Here is a 21,187-nt window from a genome sequence, read left to right as displayed (position 1 = left end):
CAATCACATCGGTGCGGTTTGGTACTTTGTCCATCATTACAATGCCTCCCTACGGTCTTAACCATTACTATGCACTACTACCACTAGCTGTAATGGGGGTGTGTATTGGGCTGGTTACTAACTATAGTGAATCGCGAATTTGGGGCAATTGCAGTTATTCAATTATCGCCTCTTTTAATGGGTATTTTATGGCTTTACTGGTTCTGCTGACCTGGAAGTTTGAGAAGGTAGAACAGGCATTTTTTGCGGCTTGTGCAAGCTGGGAAATCCCGGCTTTACTGATTGAGTTCTGGCAATTGTACTCTCATTTACTTTCTCAGAAAGAGGAGCTAATGTTTGAGTCACTTTAACTTGCTGTCGAAGTTGTTCTGTCGAACCCAACAAACCTCCTAATCCGTTGAATAACCTGCGAATATTATTGCGAAAAGCCGGATCTCCTGTCAAATCATCCACGTCGGAAGTAATTTTATGCACGTTCTGAAATGTAGCTCGTGCAGAATCTAGAGTTTGCTGCAATAATAGCAAAGTGGCGGGATTGTTTACCTGGCTGGATAAATCTCGCAAATTACCAGAAGCTTGGGCAGCATTCGCTGATAAAACTTCTAAATTGTTCAGCAATTGTCCTTGGTTGATGCGATTAATTGTTGGACTCAAACTGCTGACAGCTACCCGCAGTTCCTGACTGCTTTGATTGATGTTATTCAGAGTAGAGACTAAACTGGCGCGGTTTGTTGTTACTAAAGAATTGAGTTGGTTGGCTGTTAATGTAACTTGATTTGCTGCTTGAGTTACTGAATTAGCAGAATTTATCGCAGCTGCCGATACGGCTTTTGTGGAAGTGTCCGCCGTAGCTGCTACTTTAGAAACATCAGCGGCTGCTGCTGATATTTCCGTCTTGAGCGATTGATTTAAGGTGCTTGCTTCTCCCTTTAATGATTGATTTAAACTGCTTGCTTCCCCCTTTAATGATTGATTTAAACTTGCTATTTCGCTTTTTACAGATTGATTTAAGCTCCCAATGTCTCCCCTTACAGATTGATTTAAAGTTTTTATTTCTGCTTGGGCCGTTTTAGTTAAAGTCGATAAATCTTGAGTGAGTTTAGCTGCACCTTTAGCTGTGTTGGCTGTATTTTCGGCGAGGGATTTAATATTGTTGAACAGCGCGGGGTCGGTGTAGAAATTAGCTAGGCGGACTGTGGATCGAATTAGTTCGTCGATAGTGACTCCAGCTTGACCTTTTAAGCGCGCATTTTGGCAGATTATCTCTGGGGGACAGTCGGCACTAACGGGATTGGCGGTAAGTAATGATTCTGGCAAAATCGAGTTGGGGGTAATGTCGATCGACGATTCGCCAATTAAACCCGATTTATTCGCTTCGATCGTAACATCCCTGGGAATCACTAAAGTACCGGGGGCAATCTCCAGCGTCACGTCTACGCCGTTGGAACCCGGTTTGAGGACGGTAATTTTACCGACTGCAACCCCGCGATACCTGATGGGCGTGCCTATTTGCATTCCTTGGGCGCTGGCAAATTCTACGGCGAATTTGTAGCTGCGGTTCCCTAGCTGCACGCCCCGCAGCCAGAGCACTAAGCCGCCAAATAAACCGATTCCTACTAAAATTAAGAACCCGACAGAACCTTCTCTTACAGTTCGCGATCGCATATTTTCTCCTCAGTCATTGGTCATTGGTTATTAGTCATTCATCATCGGTCATTTCAATCTAAAATCTAAAATCTAAAATCTAAAATTGGCTGACTATCCAAGCGCTTGAATTGGACCAGTAACACTGCCGCTAAAAAATTGTCTGATCAGTAAATTATCTGTCGATGCAATGTCATTGACAGTTCCCTCCCACTGCACTTTCCCTCGATAGAGAAATACGATGCGATCGGCAGTGCGGCGGATGGTACTGTCTTGGTGAGTGACGATCGCATAAGTGCTGCAAACACCTTGGGCCGCCTGCAAGTCCCTGATTAAATCTTCAATTACCGTCGAAGCGATCGGATCTAAACCCGCCGTCGGTTCGTCGTACAGCAACACCTCTGGATTATCCCTGTCATTATCAGGATTCGCCATGATAGCGCGGGCAAAACTTACCCGCTTTCTCATTCCCCCAGACAACTGCGCCGGATAGCGTTCGCCAATTCGCGGCAAACCCACCATCTCTAACTTCTCCTCCACCAATTCCCGAATGCGGCGGCGCGGCAGCTTAGAATGCTGGTAAAGTAAAAAACCGACATTCTCCTCCACCGTCAGCGAATCAAACAAAGCCGCTTGCTGAAACACCATCCCAATTCCGATCGGATCGGCCACGTCGTCTACCCATCCGACCCTGCGCTGTCCCTGAACGAAAACCTCACCGGCATCCGGGGCCAACAAACCGGCAATTATCCGCAAAATAGTAGACTTCCCCGTCCCGGAAGGGCCAATAATTGCCAGGGCCTCTCCCCGATAAATTCTCAGATCGACTCGATCGAGGATCGGGTTCTGGCCGAAGGACTTACTTACCCCTTTGAGTTCGATTAGTGGCTCTGCCATAGGATGTTATCAATAAGTTGTCAGTCCTCAGTCATCAGTCTACCTAATGACTCATGACTCCTGACTCATGACTCATGACTAATCACTAATTACTTAAATTGACTGCCAGAATCAAAACACTCTTGTATTGTAAATTTGTCAGGTCGAGCTGTTCCAATACCCTTAAGACTAATTAACCATGTCAATTAGTTCACTTCCTAAAGCCCTCCGCGTCTTGGCTAAAGCCAAGCAGGTTTTTGCCCACTCCAGAAATCCTTACCCCCCTTCTTTGCGGAACGGGCGAGTTCACCAGTGGTTTAAGTGGTTAGCCCCCGGACTGTTAGTGAAACGGTGGCTGCTGATTAGTGCCAGCGGCGTGGTACTTGCCACTTTGGGTTTAGCAATTTGGACTGGGATGACTCCCATTTTCTTCTTATTGCAATTATTGAGAAATTTTTTGGCGTGGATTGCGGAAGTTATTCCCAATTACGTGTCAGGCCCGATCATCATTGCTGGCGGGATTTTATTAATTCTGTGGGGACAAACTCGCAGTTTGAACTCTATTACCCAAGTGCTGATGCCCGAAGGCAACGAGGAACTGGTCGATCGACTCCTCAACCACCGTCGCTTGAACCGCGGCCCGAAAATTGTGGCAATTGGGGGCGGTACGGGTCTTTCTAATTTGCTCAGGGGATTGAAGGATTACAGCGCCAAAATCACTGCTATTGTCACGGTGGCGGATGATGGCGGGTCTTCCGGGCGGCTGCGGCGGGAAATTGGGGTATTGCCACCGGGAGACATTCGCAATTGTTTGGCGGCTTTGGCAGATGAGGAAAAGTTATTGACTGAGTTATTTCAATATCGTTTCCGGGCTGGTGACGGTTTGGTGGGTCACAGTTTTGGGAATTTGTTTTTGACGGCGATGAGCGATATTGCTGGAGATTTGGAACAGGCGATCGCGGCGAGTTCTAAAGTTTTAGCAGTGAGGGGAGAGGTGCTGCCGGCTACTCTGAGCGATGTTTCTTTGTGGGCAGAACTCGCTGACGGTCGCAGGATTGAGGGGGAGTCCAGCATTACAAAAGCAAACGGGCAAATCCTCAAAATAGGCTGCACTCCTGCTAATCCTCCGGCGTTACCTAGGGCTGTGGAAGGGCTTCGGGAAGCGGATTTTATTATTATTGGGCCGGGGAGTCTTTATACGAGTGTCATTCCGAATTTGTTGGTGCCGGAAATTGCTGATGCGATCGCCAACAGCGAAGTTCCGCGCATTTATGTGTGCAATATTATGACTCAGCCGGGGGAAACTGACGGATACAGTGTTGCAGACCACATTCGGGCGATCGACCGCGCTTGCGGCAGGCCGCTGTTCGATGCTGTAGTAGTTCAAGGAAAAGTCCCTTCTGCAAAGGCTTTAATCCGCTATTCTCAGGAGGATTCTTATCCGGTTGTACTTGATCGAGAAGCCGTAACGCAATTGGGGCGGCGAGTTGTCATCGCCAATGTCATGGATGAAGATGAAAATACGGGTTTAATTCGCCACAATTCTCAAAGGTTGGCGGGGATGTTGCTGCGTTGGTACGGCCGCGCGCAAAACATTTAAGCTGCTGACTGTTAACTGTTAACTGTTGACTGTTGACTAATATTATTGGTTATTGGTTATTGGCCGCCGCCAGCGAGTAACAAATAACAAATAACAAATGACTAATGACTAATTATTGAAATGAAAACTTTGCTTCCCGATTCTGAGGCTACGCGCAAGTTTGGTGTTGCGTTAGGTCGATCGCTCCCCCCCGGCACTGTAATCTTATTACAAGGAGATTTAGGTGCAGGCAAAACTACCTTGGTTCAAGGTATCGCTGAAGGCTTAGGAATCTCAGACTCGATTGAGAGTCCTACTTTTACACTGATTAACGAGTATTTTGGAGGACGAATTCCGCTGTATCATCTAGATTTGTATCGACTAGAACCCAAAGAAGCGGAGGCTTTGCACTTAGAAAGTTATTGGGACGGATTAGAACGGGATTTGGGAATTGTGGCGATCGAATGGGCGGAAAGATTGCAGTACAAACCAGAAAATTATTTGCAAATTTCTTTAAGTTATCTCGATAACGGGCGGCAAGCTGAAGTAATTGGTAATGGCGAGTTATTGGATTGGCAATGGGAAAATTGAGCTAGTGCGATCAAACTTACTGCGGCGGGCGGTTGAGTCGAATCAATTTACCTCTCAAATTTTCCTCACCAGCAATAGCATCATTTATGCGTGTTGCCAACCTTTCTAGATTTTTATCGTCTGTACAGATGATAATACCAGCATGATTTAGTTGTTGAGTATGCAAGCGAATGAAATGCCGACGATTTTGCGTCATAACCGCCCGATCGTTATTCACAGCAAAGGCTAATACTTCGGGGTCATCATCTCCGGCATTTCCTGCCTCTTGAATAGTCAGGGCATCGTGACCTAAATTTCGCAGCAATGCCACAATAGGAAACGGGAACTGTTCATCTGCATAGAGACCTGCCATAAATTATACTTCCAACATCATTGCTGCTGCTTCTTCTCGGAGTGCTGTTTCAATTTCTTCGGAGTTAGCCTCAGCATAAGCCCAGACATTTACTAAGTTTGCAGCATTCAACTGGGGATAAAATTGTAGAAGTTCAGCATCACTTGAACCTTGACGGCGCAAACTCACGAACAGCCAAACGGGAAGTCTAGTTTGGGCAATGCAAGCATCGCCGCCACACACGTCGGGAGTTTTGGTAATTCCTGGCCAGCTATTACTTAAACTTTGGGCTAACAGTCTTATGACTTCAGCTTTCTCAGTCGGAGTTAAGGCCAGGAGTTGTGTTTCTAGTTCTTCGAGGATCATGGGTAAAATCGCTTTTGCGATGCAGGAATACCCAATTATAACACTTGAGTTAAATTCATGCTGGCTCAGCGTCAAATGTCAAAGCTTCCCCCCTCACATTGGTATCCAATTTACCATTTTCAAAAACAACTTTTCCTCCAACAACAGTCACAACTGGCCACCCAGTCAAACTCCAACCTTCAAAGGGACTCCAGCCGCACTTTGTCACCATTTCTTCTCGCACTACAGGTCGATAATTATCCAAATCTACTAATACCAAATCGGCATCAAAACCAGGAGCAATCGCCCCTTTGTTCGGAATATTATAAGCCTTAGCAACTGCCGACGACATCCAATTAGCAACTTGTGCCACTGTACATTTTCCCTCTACTGCTTGCGTCAGCATCAAAGGCAAAGAAGTTTCGACTCCCGGCATTCCCGACGGCGTATTTGGATATTCTTGAGCTTTTTCAGCTAATGTGTGCGGCGCGTGATCGGTGGCGATAAAATCAATTACGCCGTCGAGTAAAGCTTGCCAAAGTATTTCGTTATCGCGGGGCTCGCGCAAAGGCGGATTCATCTGAGCTAAACTGCCAATTTTTTGATAGGCGCTGGTATTTAACAGCAAATGCTGCGGCGTAACTTCTGCGGTCACCCAACTCGGTTTTTCCTGACGCAACAACTCAGCTTCATCCCCAGTAGAAAGGTGCAGAATGTGCAGACGGCGCTGATATTTATTAGAAAGTTTTAATGCTAGCTGAGTAGCCAATAAAGCTGCTTGGTTGTCTTGAATTTGCGAGTGTACGGCAACATCGGAAATCCCGGCAAATTCCTGACGCCTCTGGTTGATTCTAGCTTGGTCTTCTGCGTGTACCGCAATTAGTCGATCGCCCTTGGCAAAAATCGCCTCTAAAGTTCCTTCTCCATCGACTAAAAGCTGACCGTGCATCGAACCCATAAACACCTTAATTCCTGGAGTCGGATTCGCATTCAACAAATCCGGCAAATTCTCGGGCGTTGCACCAATAAAAAAGCCGTAATTCACCAAACACTTCTCGGCAGCGCGACTTAGTTTATCATCTAAGGCAGCTTGAGTTGTGGTCAGAGGTCGCGTATTCGGCATTTCCAGAAACGATGTCACGCCGCCTTTAGCGCAAGCACAGCTAGCGGTAAATAAGTCTTCCTTGTGTTCTAAACCTGGTTCCCGGAAGTGTACCTGGGGATCAATTACTCCGGGTAACAGAGTTAAGCCTTTGGCATCTATTTCTCGATCGCCCGATTCGACAATTTCAGCAGCAACTTTGACAATTTGGCCATCGCAGATTTGCACATCTCCTACCAAAAACTCACCATTGGGCAAAAGAATGCGAGCGCGACGGATTAACAAACTTGATTTGGGAGTCATAAGATACCATTAATTGAGTAAACAGCGTGCTAGCATGGAAGCATTATTAAGTTTATAATTCGTATCCAGCTCAGTCACTACAATACCCTATGACTCGTCTAGACAAGTCAGCCGACGAAAAACCTCCGCAAGACACCGAAAATCCTTGGATCGAAGGAATTAAGACGATCGGCTTAGCAGCATTTTTAGCCTTTGGTATCCGCACCCTGGTTGCCGAAGCTCGCTACATTCCCACCGGCTCGATGCTCCCAACCTTACAAATTAACGATCGATTAATTATAGATAAGGTAAGCTATCGATTCCAAGAGCCCCAGCGAGGAGATATTATCGTATTTATGCCTCCTGACCCGGCTAGTTTGTGCACGGGACAGCCGCCACCGATCAAAGATGCCTATATCAAGCGAGTGATCGGACTGCCGGGAGACAGTGTGGAAGTCAAAGAGGGAAAAGTTTTTATTAACAAGCAGCCGCTACAGGAAAAATATATTGAAGAAATTCCGCAGTATCCCTACGGGCCTGTAGTTGTAGCTCCAAATTCTTACTTGGTGCTCGGCGACAACCGCAACGCAAGCTGTGACAGTCATTACTGGGGCTTTGTACCCAAGCAAAATATCATCGGTAGGGCAATTGTGCGTTTTTGGCCACTCAACCGCACAGGTTCGATCGACCCCACGCCCCTTTATCCCGCTAAAAATTAGCTCTAACGGAAGGAAGAAGGCCAATTCAATAATAGCAATGATGTGGGTGATTAAGAACATCCTAATCGTCTTATCGTTTGCTATACAAAACGTGAGGGATATTAGATCCCCGACTTCTTCAAGAAGCCGGGGATCTAAGCTGACTGGCTGGATCAATTCTAAAATCTAAAATCTAAAATCGCCGGACGTTTCGCGATCGAGAACTTTCACAACTTTGTTATACATATCCTCAGCTTCTTGCTGCGAATTGCCAATACTCGTCACTCCCAATTTGCCAAACTCCGACAAACAACCCATTAAATGAAACACGCTGCCCGTCTCTGTACCGCTGTCAAAGTGCAGTTGATTGTCAGCAATAATATCCATCAAATCGTTCGGTAATAATCCCCGATAGCGCTCTTTTTTCAAATTGTCCGAAGCGACATAATATTTTGGACGGCCCTGCAAGCTGTAAAATAATCCTGTCGAACGTTCGTACCGACCATTTGTTAACAGCTTCAGCGCCATAAACGGATGAGTTGTGCCTCCTTTCCGCAAGTTAATTTCTATGGCTTGCATATCCCAGTTGCCGTCGGATTGGCGCACCGCGAGAAAATCTACTCCAAATCTCTCTAAAGCGCCTTTTTTAGCTAAGTTTTGCCCGACTTTCCATCCCAATTCTTGCAAAGCCAGCCGGTAAGATTCGTCCGCAGGAAATCGGCAACCCAGGAAAATTTGGCCGTCTGGGCCTCCTAAAATTTGGTCGTGGGTTGAGAGAATTTCTACTTCGCCGCTGGGAACAATTCTGCCTTGAACACTGGGCGAGAACTTTTCTTCTCCTTCGATAAATGCTTCGGCAATTACCCCTAATTCGGGAATGCGGCTGCTAAAGTTTTCCCAGGTTTCCCCCGTTGCTTGAAAGCGCAAATTATGGAAGTGCTCGCCAATTGCCTTCGCTCTTTCTTTAGGCGCTTTACCTGCGAGAGACTTCAGATCTAAAATTGCATTTCCTTCCCCCGAAAAACCTTCATTTAACTTAATTACGATCCGTTGCAAATGCGGCTGCCGTGCCCACAAATCCGCCGCAGCTTCCGCTAAATCTTCCGCATTCCAAACCAACTCGGAACCGTCAGGATAAGGCACGCCACATTCTTTAAAAATTTGCCTGCTACCGCTTTTGGTTCCCCAGTATAACAGATCGGGATCGCTGGCCCACAAAGGAATTCCCAATTTAACAGATAACTCGCGTTCTAAGGGCGTCGAGTTATAACAAACCATATAGGATTTTGTCGGCCGCACTGCTTGACGAATGCGCTCCATTAAGCGGGGACGATCTAAAATTTTCTGGGTGAGGGATTTGGCAGAAGCATCGTAAGCACTGAATAGCACAAGCCGATCGCGCGCGTGAGAAAATGGTATTCCCGGCAGCAATTGCAGGTAATAATCCACAATCATCGGGTGCAAGGGCTCGGAGGTAATGTAAATTAAGCGCGTGCGCGGATTTCGCAGGCGAATCAATGAAAATAAATGCCGCTCTTCGTAGTGGTAAGCACCCTCAACTTTCTGCATTTCTTGCTGATCTAAGCTGAGAGAAGGAATGATAATAATGTCACAATCTCCGCTGTCGAATTCTTCTATCGCTCGCCAACGTTCGCGTAATTCTGTCTGAAGATCGCGAAACTTCTGCGCGGATTCGGAAGATGATTTATTTAACTCTTGCATTGTGTTTAATCCTAAGTATTCAAATAATTATTGCTGATGATGTCGGGTGTGTCAGCCCCAATACTTGAGACAACTGACACAGTTTTTTTGTCTGACGCACTTTACCGGGAATATTGACAAAAATGCCCAAATAGTGATTTAAGGTGCGTCAGTCGAAATATTTGAGGCAACTCAAACAGTTTTTTCTGACCCCCCCAAAAAACCGATACCGTCCCACCTACTCCTGTCGTGAATCTCCAAAAATTTTAGACCAAAGTTTAATCTCCCAGATTCATCTGTGGAATAAATCTAAAATCTAAAATCTAAAATCGACTGACGTACCCTACCGGGGACGATCTTCCATTTCTGTCAATCTGCTCTAAGAAGCTCGCCGCGCTCGAAAAAGTCTGGCATACTGCAAAATTGGCTCTAAGCGACGTTGATTTTGCTTGAGTGCCGATCGCAATTTTTCCGAAGGGCGGAACACCAGGGGAGCCGAATATTTGTTCAGCATCTCCATATCTGGCGACTGGCTCAGCAGCATCAGCCTCACGTCTTTGTCGAGCAAATAACTCAGAGAAAGCAAATCTCCCATGTTCGTAAAATCGTTGCCGCGATCGCTAATTACAATTGTATCTTTAATCGACCGATTACCTATCGCCTCTTTGTTAATAATTTTGGCAACTTCAGCATTAAAATAGCTCAAGTCTTTGCTCCACCAAGTATCAGAAAAAGCGCTAACTGTACAAGAGGCTACACTTGCTGTAAATACCAAGGCTAAAATGACTTGCCAAAACCGCTGCTGAGTTTTCACGTTACTGGCGAGCAAGTAAGCAACTGCTAGCTGCACTCCGGGAAAGCAGGAAATCAGATAGCGGCTGACGGCGGAACGTTTCCCACCTAGGATTATATCCGGTAATGCCAGTATCAAAAAAGGTACAAAAATTGATGTTACAATAAACAGCCAAGTTGATGTGCTAACCCTGCGGCAGATTGTGTAAAGGGCTGCCACAATTAACAGCAAAAATGGCAATCTCAGCAGATAAGTCCAGATATTATCAAACCCGAAGTCGAAGTCAAAAAATAAGGCTGTAAAGCTGAGTGTCCACAATTTGACAAGATACAGCCAACCCGGAGATACTCGCGTCCAATCTGTCGTCGCTGATGCTCGTTCCAGGTTTGTCGCCAGCACATAAATCCAGGGAATATACAATATTAAAGCTGCTGTTACTGCTAAAAAAAATTGGGAATTAGTTACGTGACCTGGCAATTTTGTTTTTTTGACAAACAACCAGTAAGAAATTATAAAAACTCCGTGTCCAATGAGTGTTAAACTGAAGAAAGGGTGAGTGTAGAAACCAAAGGCGATCGCCAGCGAGTAAAATACCCAATCTTGCCAACCCCGCAACCGCACTGCTCTTAGCAGCAGCCAACTGCTGCCAATAACTGTCGCTGTCAGCAAACTGTACTGCCTTGCTGTCTGAGCAAACAATATGTCAAAGGGAGATAAAGCCAAAAGTGCTGTTGCTAATAACGCAGCCAAATTCGAGGCGAAAAGTTCCTGAGCTAAAGCGTACATCAAAGGCAGCGACAGCAAACTCAATAGTGCTGGTAAACTGCGAGATGCTGTTAGAGAACTGCCAAATTGCTGCATCCACCAACGAGCCATGAGAAAGTATAAAGGCGGATGCTGCGGGTCTTCTAGTGCTAAAGAACGAATTGTGTCTGCTTCTGTACTTCCCGGTTTAATCCGCTGATATTTTTGCAATTCTGGTGCGGGAACAATCCGGTTTTGGAATAGTTCGTCGTCAATTTCTTGGCGGGTGAAACCAGCGGCACGGATTGATGTGTAAGCTTCGTCGTGCCAGTAAAGTTTGCGATCAATCTCAAAAAACCGAAATCCGATACCTAGTAAAATGCCGATCGCCAATAAGTTCATCAGCCAGCGGGAATTTTTGGTATTAACAGATGTGTCTTGATGTGTTGTAGATCCCATGCTTGTCCTAATTGTGGCGATTGCCTCCGGGATAGCTACGCTTCACGGAATTTGGAACTGTAGCCCATCTTAAACCTCACTCCGAGAGCGATCGATACCAACTAAATCCCCCAACAGACAATAATTCTACCCTCTGCCGGATGCGGAATACTTTATATATCAGAGCGTTCAAAAAGCTGGCTCAGGCTGAACCACCCCCAAAATCAAGAATCTTAAACCAAATCCCCGCAGAACCTCCAGACCCTAAAAATAACTGCTAACATACGTGTTGTACAGTTAATCAACAAGCTCCGCAAGGGGTCTACCCGCGTACCGCAAATGGCAAAAAGAGATACGTCTATAAAAACTTCCACTGAAAACTCAGAAAAGCAAAAAGCTCTAACTTCCGTACTCTCCCAAATCGAGCGCAGCTTTGGCAAAGGGGCGATCGTCCGATTGGGAGACTCCACTCGCATGAGGGTAGAAACCATTCCCACCGGAGCCCTGACACTGGACATTGCTTTGGGCGGCGGTTTGCCAAAAGGCCGAGTCATTGAAATTTACGGGCCGGAAAGTTCCGGTAAAACCACTCTAGCCCTCCACGCGATCGCCGAAGTCCAAAAATCCGGCGGTATCGCAGCCTTCGTCGATGCCGAACACGCCCTCGATCCCACCTACGCCTCAGCTTTAGGCGTCGATATTGAAAATCTCTTAGTTTCCCAGCCGGATACCGGCGAAATGGCCCTAGAAATTGTCGATCAACTCGTGCGTTCCGTCGCCGTCGATATCGTAGTAATTGACTCCGTAGCCGCCCTCGTCCCCCGCGCCGAAATCGAAGGCGATATGGGCGACTCCCACATGGGTTTGCAAGCGCGCTTGATGAGCCAAGCTTTGCGGAAAATCACCGGCAATATCGGCAAATCTGGCTGTACCGTCATTTTCCTCAACCAATTGCGGCAGAAAATCGGCGTAACTTACGGTAACCCGGAAACCACAACCGGCGGTAACGCACTCAAATTCTACGCCAGCGTGCGGCTTGACATTCGCCGGATTCAAACTTTGAAAAAAGGCACAGAAGAGTACGGCAACCGCACGAAAGTTAAAGTTGCTAAAAATAAAGTTGCTCCGCCTTTCCGCATTGCCGAATTTGACATTGTATTTGGCAAAGGCATTTCTACTTTAGGCTGTCTGACTGACTTGGCCGACGAAATGGGAGTAATTATGAAAAAAGGTTCTTGGTATAGCTATAACGGCGAGAACATAGCTCAAGGACGAGACAAAGTGATCCAACACATGGAGAAAAATGCCGATTTCAAAAATGAAATTGAGGAGCTAGTTAAAAAGAAACTTGAGACTGGTGCTGTGGTTTCTGCTAATTCTGTTGCCCCTGTTGACAATGAGGATGAGGATGCAGAAGATCTAGACAATGTAGAAGATCTAGATAATGTAGTAGATGTAGAGGATTTGGAAGAAATCTAAATCTTTCAGTCCATAAATGCGATAGCTGTTAGAGCCCCGACTTTTTAAAGAACTCGGGGTTCTGTTTATTCTGTTTTTTTAATCTCTAGGGGTAAAGCATTGGAGAGAATACAAACAACCCCGACTTCTTCGATGAAGTCGGGGTTCTAAAATAAGAGTATTTCACCACGTTGTCTAATGTTGAGGAGTTTGGTGCAAGGAAATCTCTAAAACTTCTATCTGCTGGTTCAGAGTAGCAGAGCGTTTCTGAGCATATTTGTCGTGCAGAAAAATACTTAAGCCCACACCCACTGGCAAAACAAAATAGATAAATCCCAGCAACATCTGAGCAATTTCTTCTTGCGCTGCTGCATCGAATTGAGGCACAGCAGTAGGTTGACTTGTCGCGCTGTTGACTGGCTGCTGATTGGATTGCTCGATCGCCTGTGCTTTTACTTGCGGTTGAGCTTCCTGGGCGATCGCCCCAGGAGCAGTTCCCAAGCATCCAGCCACTGCTACACATACTGTCAGAAAACTAAAAAGTCTTGATTTAGCCTTTAATCTGTTGTTCATGGCACTGATAGAGTGGCGATCGCCTTGCTGAGTTTCTCTTTCGGTTAAGCGTACAAGCATTTTTACTTACCTGTTATTAAAATAAATTTAATTTCTGTATTCAAATATACTGTTTTTTTTATTTTAAGACAATAAGTATTTATTACTAAAATTAGGTTTAAATGCAATATCTGCATAAATTCCATGCGCCAATTGGGGTTTCGCTCACAAACAGTAACTTTGTATACAATTTTTGCTCTGGACATCCACTTGAATTGGAACGCAACATTAAAGCGCGATCGTAAATAAACCGCTACCCCAAAAAGTTAGAAAGTTAACTCGAAATTAATAATCTGTATTATTTATTAGGACAAGTTATATATGCTTCAAGGGCTTTTATCGTTCAGAGGGCCTTTTCGGATTCTGAACCTGAGTTGGTTTGCTTTTTTCTTAACATTTGTAGTGTGGTTCAACTACGCACCCTTCAGCACAACGGTGCAGCACGATTTGGGATTGACAGTTGGGCAAGCCAGAATCATCAGTTTGTGTAACTTAGCTTTCGCAATTCCTGCACGTATTATTATCGGGATGTTGCTCGATCGCTTCGGGCCTCGCATCACCTTCTCTTCACTCCTGGTGTATGCAGCATTTCCGACTTTGGCATTCGCCTTTGCCCAAAACTTTAATCAGTTGGTTTTGAGCCGTTTGGCAATGGGAATTGTCGGCGCAGGATTCGTGGTTGGCATTCGCTTAGTTGCCGAATGGTTCCCCCCAAAAGATATCGGCTTCGCTCAAGGTATCTATGGAGGCTGGGGCAACTTTGGCTCTTTTGCCGCAGAAGCAGCGTTACCAGCGATCGCGGCAGGAACAGCTTTTCTCTCAGTCGGACACACAAATTGGCGGCTGGCGATCGCCCTTACTGGGATTGCCACAGCAGTTTTCGGAGTCATTTTTTACTGCAACGTTCAAGACACTCCTCCTGGCAAAGTCTATCAGCGCCCGGCCCGCAACGGGGCAATGGAAGTCACCAGCGCCAAAAGCTTTTGGGCACTGTCGATGACCAATATTCCTCTATTTGGTGCCTTAGCTTTGATTGTGTGGCGCTTGCAGAAAGCAAATTTTCTGACTGCAAATGTGATGTACGCTATTTTGATTAGTTTGACAGCACTCTATTTAATTCAGGCTTACAAAGCCTGGGAAGTTAACCGAGAAGTTGTCACCGGTCAAAAACATTACCCACCTCAAGAACGCTATAACATCAGTCAAGTATTCGTATTAGAACTAGCTTATGCAGTCAGTTTTGGTTCAGAGCTCGCTGTGGTTTCCATGTTACCGGAATTTTTTGAACACACCTTTAATCTAAATCATGCGATCGCCGGGCCGATAGCTGCTAGCTATCCGCTGATGAACTTGGTCAGCCGTCCAGCAGGAGGCTTAATTTCTGATAAAATAGGCAGCCGCAAGTGGACGCTGACAGTGATGACCGGCGGAGTGGGATTGGGGTATTTAATTATGAGCCAAATTAGGGCTAACTGGCATTTACCAATTGTGATTATCGTGACCATGTTGTGTGCCTTCTTGGTCTTCGCCGCAGCAGGCGCAACTTTTGGCATCGCCTCCTTAATTAAACGAGAAGTAACTGGTCAGATTGCCGGCAATATCGGTGCTTACGGCAGTGTCGGCTCTGTAATTTATGCCACCCTTTATAGCTTTCTGCCCCAAACAGTGGCAGGCAACCGCAGCTTCTTTGAGGTACTGGGAATTGCTGCTGTAATTGTGTGCTTCCTTTGTGTTTTTATCCTGAAGGAACCGAAGGTTATTGAAAGCCAAGATTTGGCAGAAGAAGCTATGCTGCTGGGCCACTAAGTCCCCAATCAAGTTTTAATTAGAACAACTTAAAACAAGAGAACACCCCGCCGCCTGACTTCTTTATTTAAGAAGTCAGGCTTTGAGATGAGCAGCAGTTTATTTATCACTTTTGTCATTTACTGTGGCAAAGAAACTGGCTCGATGTATTGAGAATTAGCGCGCACATAACAGCCTTGTCTTGTCAGCAACCAGGGTTGACCGTTCGCCACCGTAATAGCATTTGCTCCCCTGAGTTCAGCAGAAACTGTATCTTTGTCCGCGCGGTAAACTTGTTGAATTGCTCCGTTTGCAGTCTTGCGGCAGTTGAGTTGTCCATCTCGCGAGGTGACTCGCCAAGCAGGCCAAGTTACAAAACCATTTGTTTGACTCGACCAAGTATTAGCATTGCTAGAAGTATAGTCACCACTTGCATTAGGACGCGGTAAAGCTTCAACTAAATTTACTTTAAATGTCTGGCCCATAGAAGGACAATTTTCTCCTCCTTTCACCTTCCAAGTAACTTCGGCTCCCAATTGGCTGCTTCTTCCAACTTGACGCCTGACAATGGCAATATCTCCAGAACAAACAATTTTTCTGCCAGGGCCGGTCGCACTGTCTTTGAAAGTCCCATTGTAATAGTAAGAGCCGGCTGATCCTTCAGAACGGGTAATTTGAATATTGCCCAAAAATTCCCGATTGCCTACTTTTGTCAAGTAAAAACCGCTGCGATTGTTTCCTTTTTCTGACAAGTTTAAAGTAGTTTTACCGTTAGGATTAACATAAGTGGTAGCGCTAGCAGCACCACACCAAATTAAGGAAATAACTCCTGCATAGAACCAAATATTCAGTCGTTTCATGGCAATACTTTTTATAAATTCATACACTTTATACTTTATTATAGCGACCAGCCAAATACTTCACCAGTCGCTCAAATGAGTGACACTCATTTGAGCGACTGCGCACTCGTCTGACCCTGGGTGCGGACTATCCCCGGCATCAACTCTGCATAACTTCACCTTGCTTCAGCTCCCTTCGGTTCTCTTCACTTGTATGTACGTGCATCACTGGCTTTGCAAGCTTCAACTTCTGACTCATTGCAGGTTCCAATAATTAGCAGCAGAATAAATTTATATACGTAAGTAAGGGAGTTCCAATCACCCCTAAATACTGTGGATTTTACGGGTACTTCCCGGTGGGTCAAGTTGGGATTCCCAACACTAGGGCGATTTTTACAGATAGCAGATTTCACATCTAAGAAGGTTTGTAAAGAAATGTAAAAACTCCTGATCGCCGATTGGTTTGACAGAAAGTACGATTTTTAAGCTGAGTAGGTAAAAAAAGTCGTCTTGATTCAGGGCAAAAATGAACTTGACAAACACAAATTAATTTGATCGAAATTTAAATCATTGTTGAAGGGAGAATAAATTATGGCTGACGGTCAATTAGGAGTTATATTAAAGATGGCTCAAACAATTAATCCTCAAATTGAGAGCGATCGACACTTTGAAATAGACTTGGCAAAATTGCGCCAACTGCCAGCAGGAACATTAGGGTGCGAAGTGGCGCGATTTCTAGACGAACAAGGCTTTGAGCCGATCGCATCGGGAGACTGGATTCAGCGAAACCACGACGTTTGGCACGTTCTGACTGGTCTTTCAGCTTCAAAAGAAGATGAATTTATACTTCAAGCGTTTACTCGCGCTCAAGTATTTCGTCCTTCTTGTGCGATTTTAGTGTTAGTTGGACTGATCAGCGGCAAATGCGCGATCGGACAAATTATCAAAGGCTTAAAACATGGAAAATTAGCCACTCGGTTAATTAATTGGGACGTTGCATCTGATTGGGAAACTCCTTTATCTGAAGTTCGAGAAAAACTCGGAATTCTACCCTTAATTGATTAGATTTTAACTCGTTACCTCACTGCAAAAGTATGCAAAGCACAAGTTACAAACCGGAAATTAGCCTGAGTCCACGCGAAAGAGCGATCGCGCAATTAGTAGCCCAAGGGCTCCCCAACAAATGTATTGCCAAAAATTTAAATATCAGTCACTGGACGGTTGCTACTTACGTGAGGCGGATTTTTATCAAACTCGGTGTTTGTTCCAGAACTGCGATGATTGCACTGCTGATCCAAGAAAATTTGCTCTGGGACTAATAAATAAGTAGGGTGCGTCAGCTAGCTTGAATTCTCTGATAATCCAGAAACTCTATGCACGACGCACCCTAAAAAAAACCTATCCCTAGACAGATTAAAACCCGGTTTAGCTGTAAAACCGGGTTTTAATTTGCAATGTTTAAAACCTTCTATGCCAAAGCCACAGAACGAGAAGAATTTCTCAGAAAACTCAGCAATTCTCGATTCACCGTTTGCGGCGCTTCCTGCTGAATCCAGTGACCACAGTGAGGAACTAATTTCAACTTAAACGGAGCAGTAATTAATCTGTCTAAACCTTCTACAAGTTTGTGGCTCAAAAACGCATCTTCCTCTCCCCAAAGCACCAAAGTAGGTACTGTCACAGGTTCTAATTTCTGCCCCAAATTCCAAAGCCTCTGCGGGTGAAACATCTGGCGGTAATAATTGATAGCGGCGGCTAATACTCCCGGCTTTTCTAAAGCAGTCTGATAAATCTTAGTTTCCTCAGCGCTAAAAGCCCCTTTGCGAACAGCTTGTCCTTGAAAAACATTGTGTACAAAATCTTTCAAGTTTTGCCGGATCAACCATTCGGGAATGCCGGGAACCTGAAAGGCCAAAACGTACCAACTGCGGCGGATTTGATCTAAATTGCTCGCCATTTCCTGCACGAATCGCTGCGGGTGCGGAGCGTTTAAAATTGCCAAGCGGTTGAGTTGTTCGGGGAATTTTTGAGCTAAGTGCCACGCAATCGCCCCTCCCCAATCATGACCTACAACGTGAGCTTTTGTATAACCGAGGCTCGCAATCAAACCGCGAATATCCGCGCTCAGCGTATCTAAATCATAGCCGCTTTCCGGCTTGTCGGAATCGTTGTAGCCCCGCAAATCCGGCACCACAACCTTGAAATGACGCGCTAAAGCAGGAATTTGATGACGCCAAGAGTACCAAAACTCTGGAAACCCATGCAGGAGGAGAACAAGCTCGCCTTCTCCTTGAGAAACGCAGTGCAGGCGGATGTTATTGGTCTCGACAAAAATGTGTTGCTGTTCGGAATCGAAAGAATTCATAGTTGGAAAGTTAGACTTATTTTCGGGAAGTACAGAACCCGCCGACTGGTAGCAGGCTAAAACGTCCCAATGGTGTTAATTTTTCTACTTTTATTGTAGCTGCTTTTCGATCCCCGTCGCTGCAATCTAATTAAACTTAAAACTTGTAGGGTTTTGGGGTGTCCTGTGTTTTAGGTGTAACTACTGAGTTCAAGTTTATCACCTTAAATGTATTGTTTTAACAGCGGCGCAGGCGATTTAATAATAGCACAATTTCGTCCGTTGCCGATCGCATTTTTGCAGTAGATAGGTCAGATTGATTGGCGATAATGCTAAACACCAGCGGCTCGTAATTCGGAACTTCGATATATCCCGACAGCGCCGAAACTCCGCTCATAGTTCCTGTTTTTGCTTGCAAAATTACGCGATTTGGTGTACTATTAAAGCGATTTTTCAAAGTGCCGCTCTCCCCAGCGATCGGCAGTGACTGGCGGTAAATAGATGCAGCAGGTGAATTAGCCATAAATCTCAAAGTTTGCACCAAGGCTTCAGGGCTAATTAAATTGTGGCGGGAAAGTCCCGAACCGTCGGCTAATATGTAGCTGTTGGGATTTACTCCTAATTGAGTTAAAACTGTTTTTAACTCTTTCAAACCCATTTCACCTGTATCCTCTTGCTGCTGGGGCATCTTGTCTGTAACTTTTCCCAACAATCTCAATAAAACTTCTGCATAAAGATTGTTGCTTTCGCGATTAGTTTCTTTCACCAATTCCGCCAGCGGCGGCGATTCAACGGTCGCTAATTCTTGATTTAAATTGCCAGAAGCCGAGGCAACTAAAGCCTGTTTAATAGGAATTCCCTCTGCAGCTAGCGCTTGTTGAAAATACTGCAAAAAATTATTAGCGGGGTTGACAACTGCCACATAAGCTGATTCAGGTTCGCCACCAACTTTCAACTGTCCGCCCACTCGAATTATAGGTCGATCGAACTCCCGCCCAACTTCAATAAACTCAGATTCGTTTTCAGCGACGGTAAGAGTATTGTTCTGAAGTTGCCACTGATTTGCCAGCTTTGGTTCGGCAAAAGTAACTTTCAGAGGTTGCCCCAGAGCCTGCGGGGACAATAGAAGGTCGATCGCGTTTTGATTGAAAATTAAACTGTTAATCGGCGCTCCGTAACCCGCTTGGGCGTCTTCCCATTCCCAATTCGGATTGACTGCACTACCTTGAAAATAGCTGTCATCGCCAATCAACTGGTTAACTTGACTGATTCCCCGCTGCTTCAACTGCTGCGCCAAAGATTTCAACTGAGCCTCAGCAATGCTCGGATCTCCCCTGCCGGCAACGTACAAACTCCCATTTTCGCCACTGTAAACCGATGTCTTAATCCGAAAATCTGCACCGAGTTTCTGCAAAGCAGCGGCTGTAGTTAGCAGCTTGGCATTTGATGCCGGAATAAAATATTTTTGGGCGTCGCGGCTGTAGAGAGTAGTAGTAGAAGATAGAGGTTGAATCAAAATGCCCCAGCGCGATCGGCTAAATTCGGGACGATTGGCGATCGCATCTACTTGCGCTCCCAATTCCCCAGGACAAATATCCCCAGAAACCGCCGACGTTTGAGCAGCAACCGCCGACGGGCGACCCAAAATTAGGACTAACAAACTCAGCGCAATTCCTTGGATTTTCAAAGTGCCAGTTCCTTAACAATAACTATTAAAATTAGATGCGCCCGAGCTTGGAAGTTTCACCGAATCAAGTCAATATTAATAATAATAACGCGCATGAATTCTCGGATTGAACAGCGCCTCTACAGGTTTTCCCTCTTTGAGGTGCTCTTCCACAATTAACGGTACATCACTCGGTTTAACTCGACAATACCAAATTTCGTCTGGGGTAACTCGTACAGTCGGGCCAGTGGTGCACTGTCCCTGACAACTACAGGCCTCCACTTTCACCCCGGCAACTTGTTGAGCTTCAAAAGCAGCTAGCACTGCTGCTGAACCATTTTTCAGGCAAGATTGATACTGGCAAACCAATACACAGCGCGCTTCTGGTTGGGAGTCTGGTTTTCGGGCTGGAGATTCTGGCATTGGTAAGGATTTATCCGCTCTTTAAGATATCTTAACAATCTTGTCAGGCTGAGCGCTCGTCGGAGGGAGGCAAACGGCAGAATTTTATAGTGCGATCGAAAAAAACAGCAAAATTCTGGCATTCAAACTTTTTCCTTCCTTCTACCTTCTAACGAATCCCTTCAGCAGAGCTGTCTTTCTTCAGTCTGTGTCGCGCTTTCCCGATATGATCGATTTAGAGCAACAACTCAATCAACCGCTAATCATGCCAAAAACAGTAGCCGATGTGATGAGCCGCGAGCCCATCTTGGCGCGACCCGAAATGCCCTTGAACGAAGCGATTAAAATTTTAGCAGATCGACGCATTAGCGGTCTTCCCGTCGTAGATGAGAATGACTTGTTGGTAGGAGTCATCTCCGAAACCGACTTGATGTGGCGGGAAACCGGCGTAACTCCCCCCGCTTACATCATGGTGCTCGACAGCGTGATTTACTTAGAAAATCCATCTCGTTACGAGCGAGAACTCCACAAGGCTTTAGGACAAACAGTAGGAGAAGCGATGAGTAAAGAACCAGTTACCATCGGGCCCGATCAATCTGTCCAAGAAGCTGCCAAACTGATGCACGATCGCAGTATCCACCGATTGCCAGTGCTTGATACTGCAGGCAAAGTAATCGGCATCCTCACTAGGGGAGATATTATTCGCTCGATGGCTGCCGAATCTTAAATTAACTGTTGCAGTTCCAGGACTGTATCAGAAAATGAGTCGGGCGCTCTTTCAATCTCCCTGACTTTTTGCAATTACCAATTATCTAGATTGAGGACACGGAAGTCAGGAATAGACCCAGAGCAATTTTTTCTTTCTTGCTTCTTCTTCCCTCTTCCCTCTTCCTTCTTCCCTCTTCCTTCTTCCCTCTTCCTTCTTCCTTCTTCCTTCTTCCCAATTACCAATTATCA

The 21,187-nt window shown here is 45.6% G+C and carries 20 protein-coding genes; 8 read left to right on the top strand and 12 right to left on the bottom strand.

Going from position 1 to position 21,187, the window contains the following annotated elements; translation table 11 throughout:
* Positions 1–186: 186 nt before the first annotated feature.
* Complete coding sequence (locus QUA42_RS23605; protein ID WP_333140577.1) at positions 187–1,665, bottom strand: MlaD family protein; 1,479 nt, start codon at positions 1,663–1,665, stop codon at positions 187–189.
* A 93-nt stretch (positions 1,666–1,758) separates the two neighbouring features.
* The gene (locus QUA42_RS23600) at positions 1,759–2,541 is read right to left on the bottom strand and encodes an ATP-binding cassette domain-containing protein (RefSeq protein ID WP_333066584.1); all 783 of its coding nucleotides are present in this window, start codon (positions 2,539–2,541) and stop codon (positions 1,759–1,761) included.
* A gap of 178 nt (positions 2,542–2,719) precedes the next feature.
* On the opposite strand from QUA42_RS23600, the gene QUA42_RS23595 reads away from it, so the two are divergent.
* Both QUA42_RS23595 and tsaE read left to right on the top strand, forming a co-directional pair.
* Positions 2,720–4,120 carry a gluconeogenesis factor YvcK family protein gene (locus QUA42_RS23595; protein WP_333140575.1) on the top strand — a complete coding sequence of 467 codons (1,401 nt, stop codon included), beginning with the start codon at positions 2,720–2,722 and terminating at the stop codon, positions 4,118–4,120.
* A 120-nt stretch (positions 4,121–4,240) separates the two neighbouring features.
* The gene (gene tsaE / locus QUA42_RS23590) at positions 4,241–4,690 is read left to right on the top strand and encodes a tRNA (adenosine(37)-N6)-threonylcarbamoyltransferase complex ATPase subunit type 1 TsaE (protein WP_333140574.1); all 450 of its coding nucleotides are present in this window, start codon (positions 4,241–4,243) and stop codon (positions 4,688–4,690) included.
* A 16-nt stretch (positions 4,691–4,706) separates the two neighbouring features.
* Here the strand turns inward: tsaE and QUA42_RS23585 are convergent, their stop codons facing one another.
* Genes QUA42_RS23585 through QUA42_RS23575 form a run of 3 tightly spaced genes read right to left on the bottom strand, consistent with a single transcriptional unit; the run spans position 4,707 to position 6,771 of the window.
* Positions 4,707–5,042, bottom strand: a complete 336-nt coding sequence (locus QUA42_RS23585; RefSeq protein WP_333140572.1) for a DUF5615 family PIN-like protein — start codon at positions 5,040–5,042, stop codon at positions 4,707–4,709.
* Positions 5,043–5,045: 3 nt separating this feature from the next.
* On the bottom strand, positions 5,046–5,387 hold the full coding sequence (locus QUA42_RS23580) for a DUF433 domain-containing protein (protein ID WP_333140570.1): 342 nt from the start codon (positions 5,385–5,387) through the stop codon (positions 5,046–5,048).
* Between the two features lie 55 nt (positions 5,388–5,442).
* Positions 5,443–6,771 (bottom strand): dihydroorotase, encoded by a 1,329-nt coding sequence (locus QUA42_RS23575; RefSeq protein ID WP_333140568.1) that lies wholly within the window; start codon positions 6,769–6,771, stop codon positions 5,443–5,445.
* Positions 6,772–6,860: 89 nt separating this feature from the next.
* On the opposite strand from QUA42_RS23575, the gene lepB reads away from it, so the two are divergent.
* Complete coding sequence (lepB, locus tag QUA42_RS23570; RefSeq protein WP_333063294.1) at positions 6,861–7,469, top strand: signal peptidase I; 609 nt, start codon at positions 6,861–6,863, stop codon at positions 7,467–7,469.
* A 165-nt stretch (positions 7,470–7,634) separates the two neighbouring features.
* On the opposite strand, the gene QUA42_RS23565 is transcribed toward lepB, so the two are convergent.
* Together QUA42_RS23565 and QUA42_RS23560 are read right to left on the bottom strand one after the other, a co-directional pair.
* Positions 7,635–9,170: a peptide ligase PGM1-related protein gene (locus QUA42_RS23565; protein WP_333140566.1), complete on the bottom strand. Its 1,536-nt coding sequence runs from the start codon at positions 9,168–9,170 to the stop codon at positions 7,635–7,637.
* Between the two features lie 358 nt (positions 9,171–9,528).
* On the bottom strand, positions 9,529–11,145 hold the full coding sequence (locus QUA42_RS23560; RefSeq protein ID WP_333140564.1) for a glycosyltransferase family 39 protein: 1,617 nt from the start codon (positions 11,143–11,145) through the stop codon (positions 9,529–9,531).
* 318 nt (positions 11,146–11,463) lie between these two features.
* Here QUA42_RS23560 and recA point away from each other — a divergent pair, with 318 nt between their 5' ends.
* Complete coding sequence (gene recA / locus QUA42_RS23555; protein ID WP_333140562.1) at positions 11,464–12,603, top strand: recombinase RecA; 1,140 nt, start codon at positions 11,464–11,466, stop codon at positions 12,601–12,603.
* A gap of 174 nt (positions 12,604–12,777) precedes the next feature.
* On the opposite strand, the gene QUA42_RS23550 is transcribed toward recA, so the two are convergent.
* Positions 12,778–13,215: a hypothetical protein gene (locus tag QUA42_RS23550; RefSeq protein ID WP_333140560.1), complete on the bottom strand. Its 438-nt coding sequence runs from the start codon at positions 13,213–13,215 to the stop codon at positions 12,778–12,780.
* 300 nt (positions 13,216–13,515) lie between these two features.
* Between QUA42_RS23550 and QUA42_RS23545 the strand changes: the two genes are divergently transcribed.
* Positions 13,516–15,000, top strand: a complete 1,485-nt coding sequence (locus QUA42_RS23545) for a NarK family nitrate/nitrite MFS transporter (protein WP_333140558.1) — start codon at positions 13,516–13,518, stop codon at positions 14,998–15,000.
* A gap of 119 nt (positions 15,001–15,119) precedes the next feature.
* Here QUA42_RS23545 and QUA42_RS23540 read toward each other — a convergent pair whose 3' ends face one another.
* Positions 15,120–15,839 (bottom strand): hypothetical protein, encoded by a 720-nt coding sequence (locus tag QUA42_RS23540; protein ID WP_333140556.1) that lies wholly within the window; start codon positions 15,837–15,839, stop codon positions 15,120–15,122.
* A 570-nt stretch (positions 15,840–16,409) separates the two neighbouring features.
* On the opposite strand from QUA42_RS23540, the gene QUA42_RS23535 reads away from it, so the two are divergent.
* Complete coding sequence (locus QUA42_RS23535) at positions 16,410–16,883, top strand: Coq4 family protein (protein WP_333140554.1); 474 nt, start codon at positions 16,410–16,412, stop codon at positions 16,881–16,883.
* A gap of 29 nt (positions 16,884–16,912) precedes the next feature.
* Positions 16,913–17,137, top strand: coding sequence for a response regulator transcription factor (locus QUA42_RS23530; protein ID WP_083888111.1), 225 nt, complete (start codon positions 16,913–16,915; stop codon positions 17,135–17,137).
* Positions 17,138–17,286: 149 nt separating this feature from the next.
* Here QUA42_RS23530 and QUA42_RS23525 read toward each other — a convergent pair whose 3' ends face one another.
* The 3 genes from QUA42_RS23525 to QUA42_RS23515 form a co-directional block, all read right to left on the bottom strand.
* A complete protein-coding gene (locus QUA42_RS23525; protein WP_333140550.1) occupies positions 17,287–18,183 on the bottom strand; it encodes an alpha/beta hydrolase in 897 nt (298 codons plus the stop codon).
* Between the two features lie 217 nt (positions 18,184–18,400).
* Positions 18,401–19,843 carry a D-alanyl-D-alanine carboxypeptidase/D-alanyl-D-alanine endopeptidase gene (gene dacB / locus QUA42_RS23520; RefSeq protein WP_445301358.1) on the bottom strand — a complete coding sequence of 481 codons (1,443 nt, stop codon included), beginning with the start codon at positions 19,841–19,843 and terminating at the stop codon, positions 18,401–18,403.
* 81 nt (positions 19,844–19,924) lie between these two features.
* The gene (locus QUA42_RS23515) at positions 19,925–20,251 is read right to left on the bottom strand and encodes a (2Fe-2S) ferredoxin domain-containing protein (RefSeq protein ID WP_333140546.1); all 327 of its coding nucleotides are present in this window, start codon (positions 20,249–20,251) and stop codon (positions 19,925–19,927) included.
* Positions 20,252–20,495: 244 nt separating this feature from the next.
* On the opposite strand from QUA42_RS23515, the gene QUA42_RS23510 reads away from it, so the two are divergent.
* Positions 20,496–20,957 (top strand): CBS domain-containing protein, encoded by a 462-nt coding sequence (locus QUA42_RS23510; RefSeq protein WP_333140544.1) that lies wholly within the window; start codon positions 20,496–20,498, stop codon positions 20,955–20,957.
* The last annotated feature ends 230 nt before the right edge of the window (positions 20,958–21,187 follow it).

This window comes from Microcoleus sp. Pol11C2 (assembly GCF_036701505.1).
Classification (GTDB): Bacteria; Cyanobacteriota; Cyanobacteriia; order Cyanobacteriales; family Microcoleaceae; genus Microcoleus.
This window is presented reverse-complemented; position numbering and strand designations above follow the sequence as displayed.

Coding starts and splice junctions, on each gene's coding strand:
- QUA42_RS23595 (WP_333140575.1), top strand. CDS start 2,720: ATGTCAATTAGTTCACTTCCTAAAGCCCTCCGCGTCTTGGCTAAAGCC.
- QUA42_RS23560 (WP_333140564.1), bottom strand. CDS start 11,145: ATGGGATCTACAACACATCAAGACACATCTGTTAATACCAAAAATTCC.
- lepB (WP_333063294.1), top strand. CDS start 6,861: ATGACTCGTCTAGACAAGTCAGCCGACGAAAAACCTCCGCAAGACACC.
- QUA42_RS23535 (WP_333140554.1), top strand. CDS start 16,410: ATGGCTGACGGTCAATTAGGAGTTATATTAAAGATGGCTCAAACAATT.
- recA (WP_333140562.1), top strand. CDS start 11,464: ATGGCAAAAAGAGATACGTCTATAAAAACTTCCACTGAAAACTCAGAA.
- QUA42_RS23510 (WP_333140544.1), top strand. CDS start 20,496: ATGCCAAAAACAGTAGCCGATGTGATGAGCCGCGAGCCCATCTTGGCG.
- QUA42_RS23525 (WP_333140550.1), bottom strand. CDS start 18,183: ATGAATTCTTTCGATTCCGAACAGCAACACATTTTTGTCGAGACCAAT.
- QUA42_RS23545 (WP_333140558.1), top strand. CDS start 13,516: ATGCTTCAAGGGCTTTTATCGTTCAGAGGGCCTTTTCGGATTCTGAAC.
- QUA42_RS23550 (WP_333140560.1), bottom strand. CDS start 13,215: ATGCTTGTACGCTTAACCGAAAGAGAAACTCAGCAAGGCGATCGCCAC.
- tsaE (WP_333140574.1), top strand. CDS start 4,241: ATGAAAACTTTGCTTCCCGATTCTGAGGCTACGCGCAAGTTTGGTGTT.
- QUA42_RS23600 (WP_333066584.1), bottom strand. CDS start 2,541: ATGGCAGAGCCACTAATCGAACTCAAAGGGGTAAGTAAGTCCTTCGGC.
- QUA42_RS23530 (WP_083888111.1), top strand. CDS start 16,913: ATGCAAAGCACAAGTTACAAACCGGAAATTAGCCTGAGTCCACGCGAA.
- QUA42_RS23585 (WP_333140572.1), bottom strand. CDS start 5,042: ATGGCAGGTCTCTATGCAGATGAACAGTTCCCGTTTCCTATTGTGGCA.
- QUA42_RS23575 (WP_333140568.1), bottom strand. CDS start 6,771: ATGACTCCCAAATCAAGTTTGTTAATCCGTCGCGCTCGCATTCTTTTG.
- QUA42_RS23515 (WP_333140546.1), bottom strand. CDS start 20,251: ATGCCAGAATCTCCAGCCCGAAAACCAGACTCCCAACCAGAAGCGCGC.
- QUA42_RS23540 (WP_333140556.1), bottom strand. CDS start 15,839: ATGAAACGACTGAATATTTGGTTCTATGCAGGAGTTATTTCCTTAATT.
- QUA42_RS23580 (WP_333140570.1), bottom strand. CDS start 5,387: ATGATCCTCGAAGAACTAGAAACACAACTCCTGGCCTTAACTCCGACT.
- QUA42_RS23565 (WP_333140566.1), bottom strand. CDS start 9,170: ATGCAAGAGTTAAATAAATCATCTTCCGAATCCGCGCAGAAGTTTCGC.
- QUA42_RS23605 (WP_333140577.1), bottom strand. CDS start 1,665: ATGCGATCGCGAACTGTAAGAGAAGGTTCTGTCGGGTTCTTAATTTTA.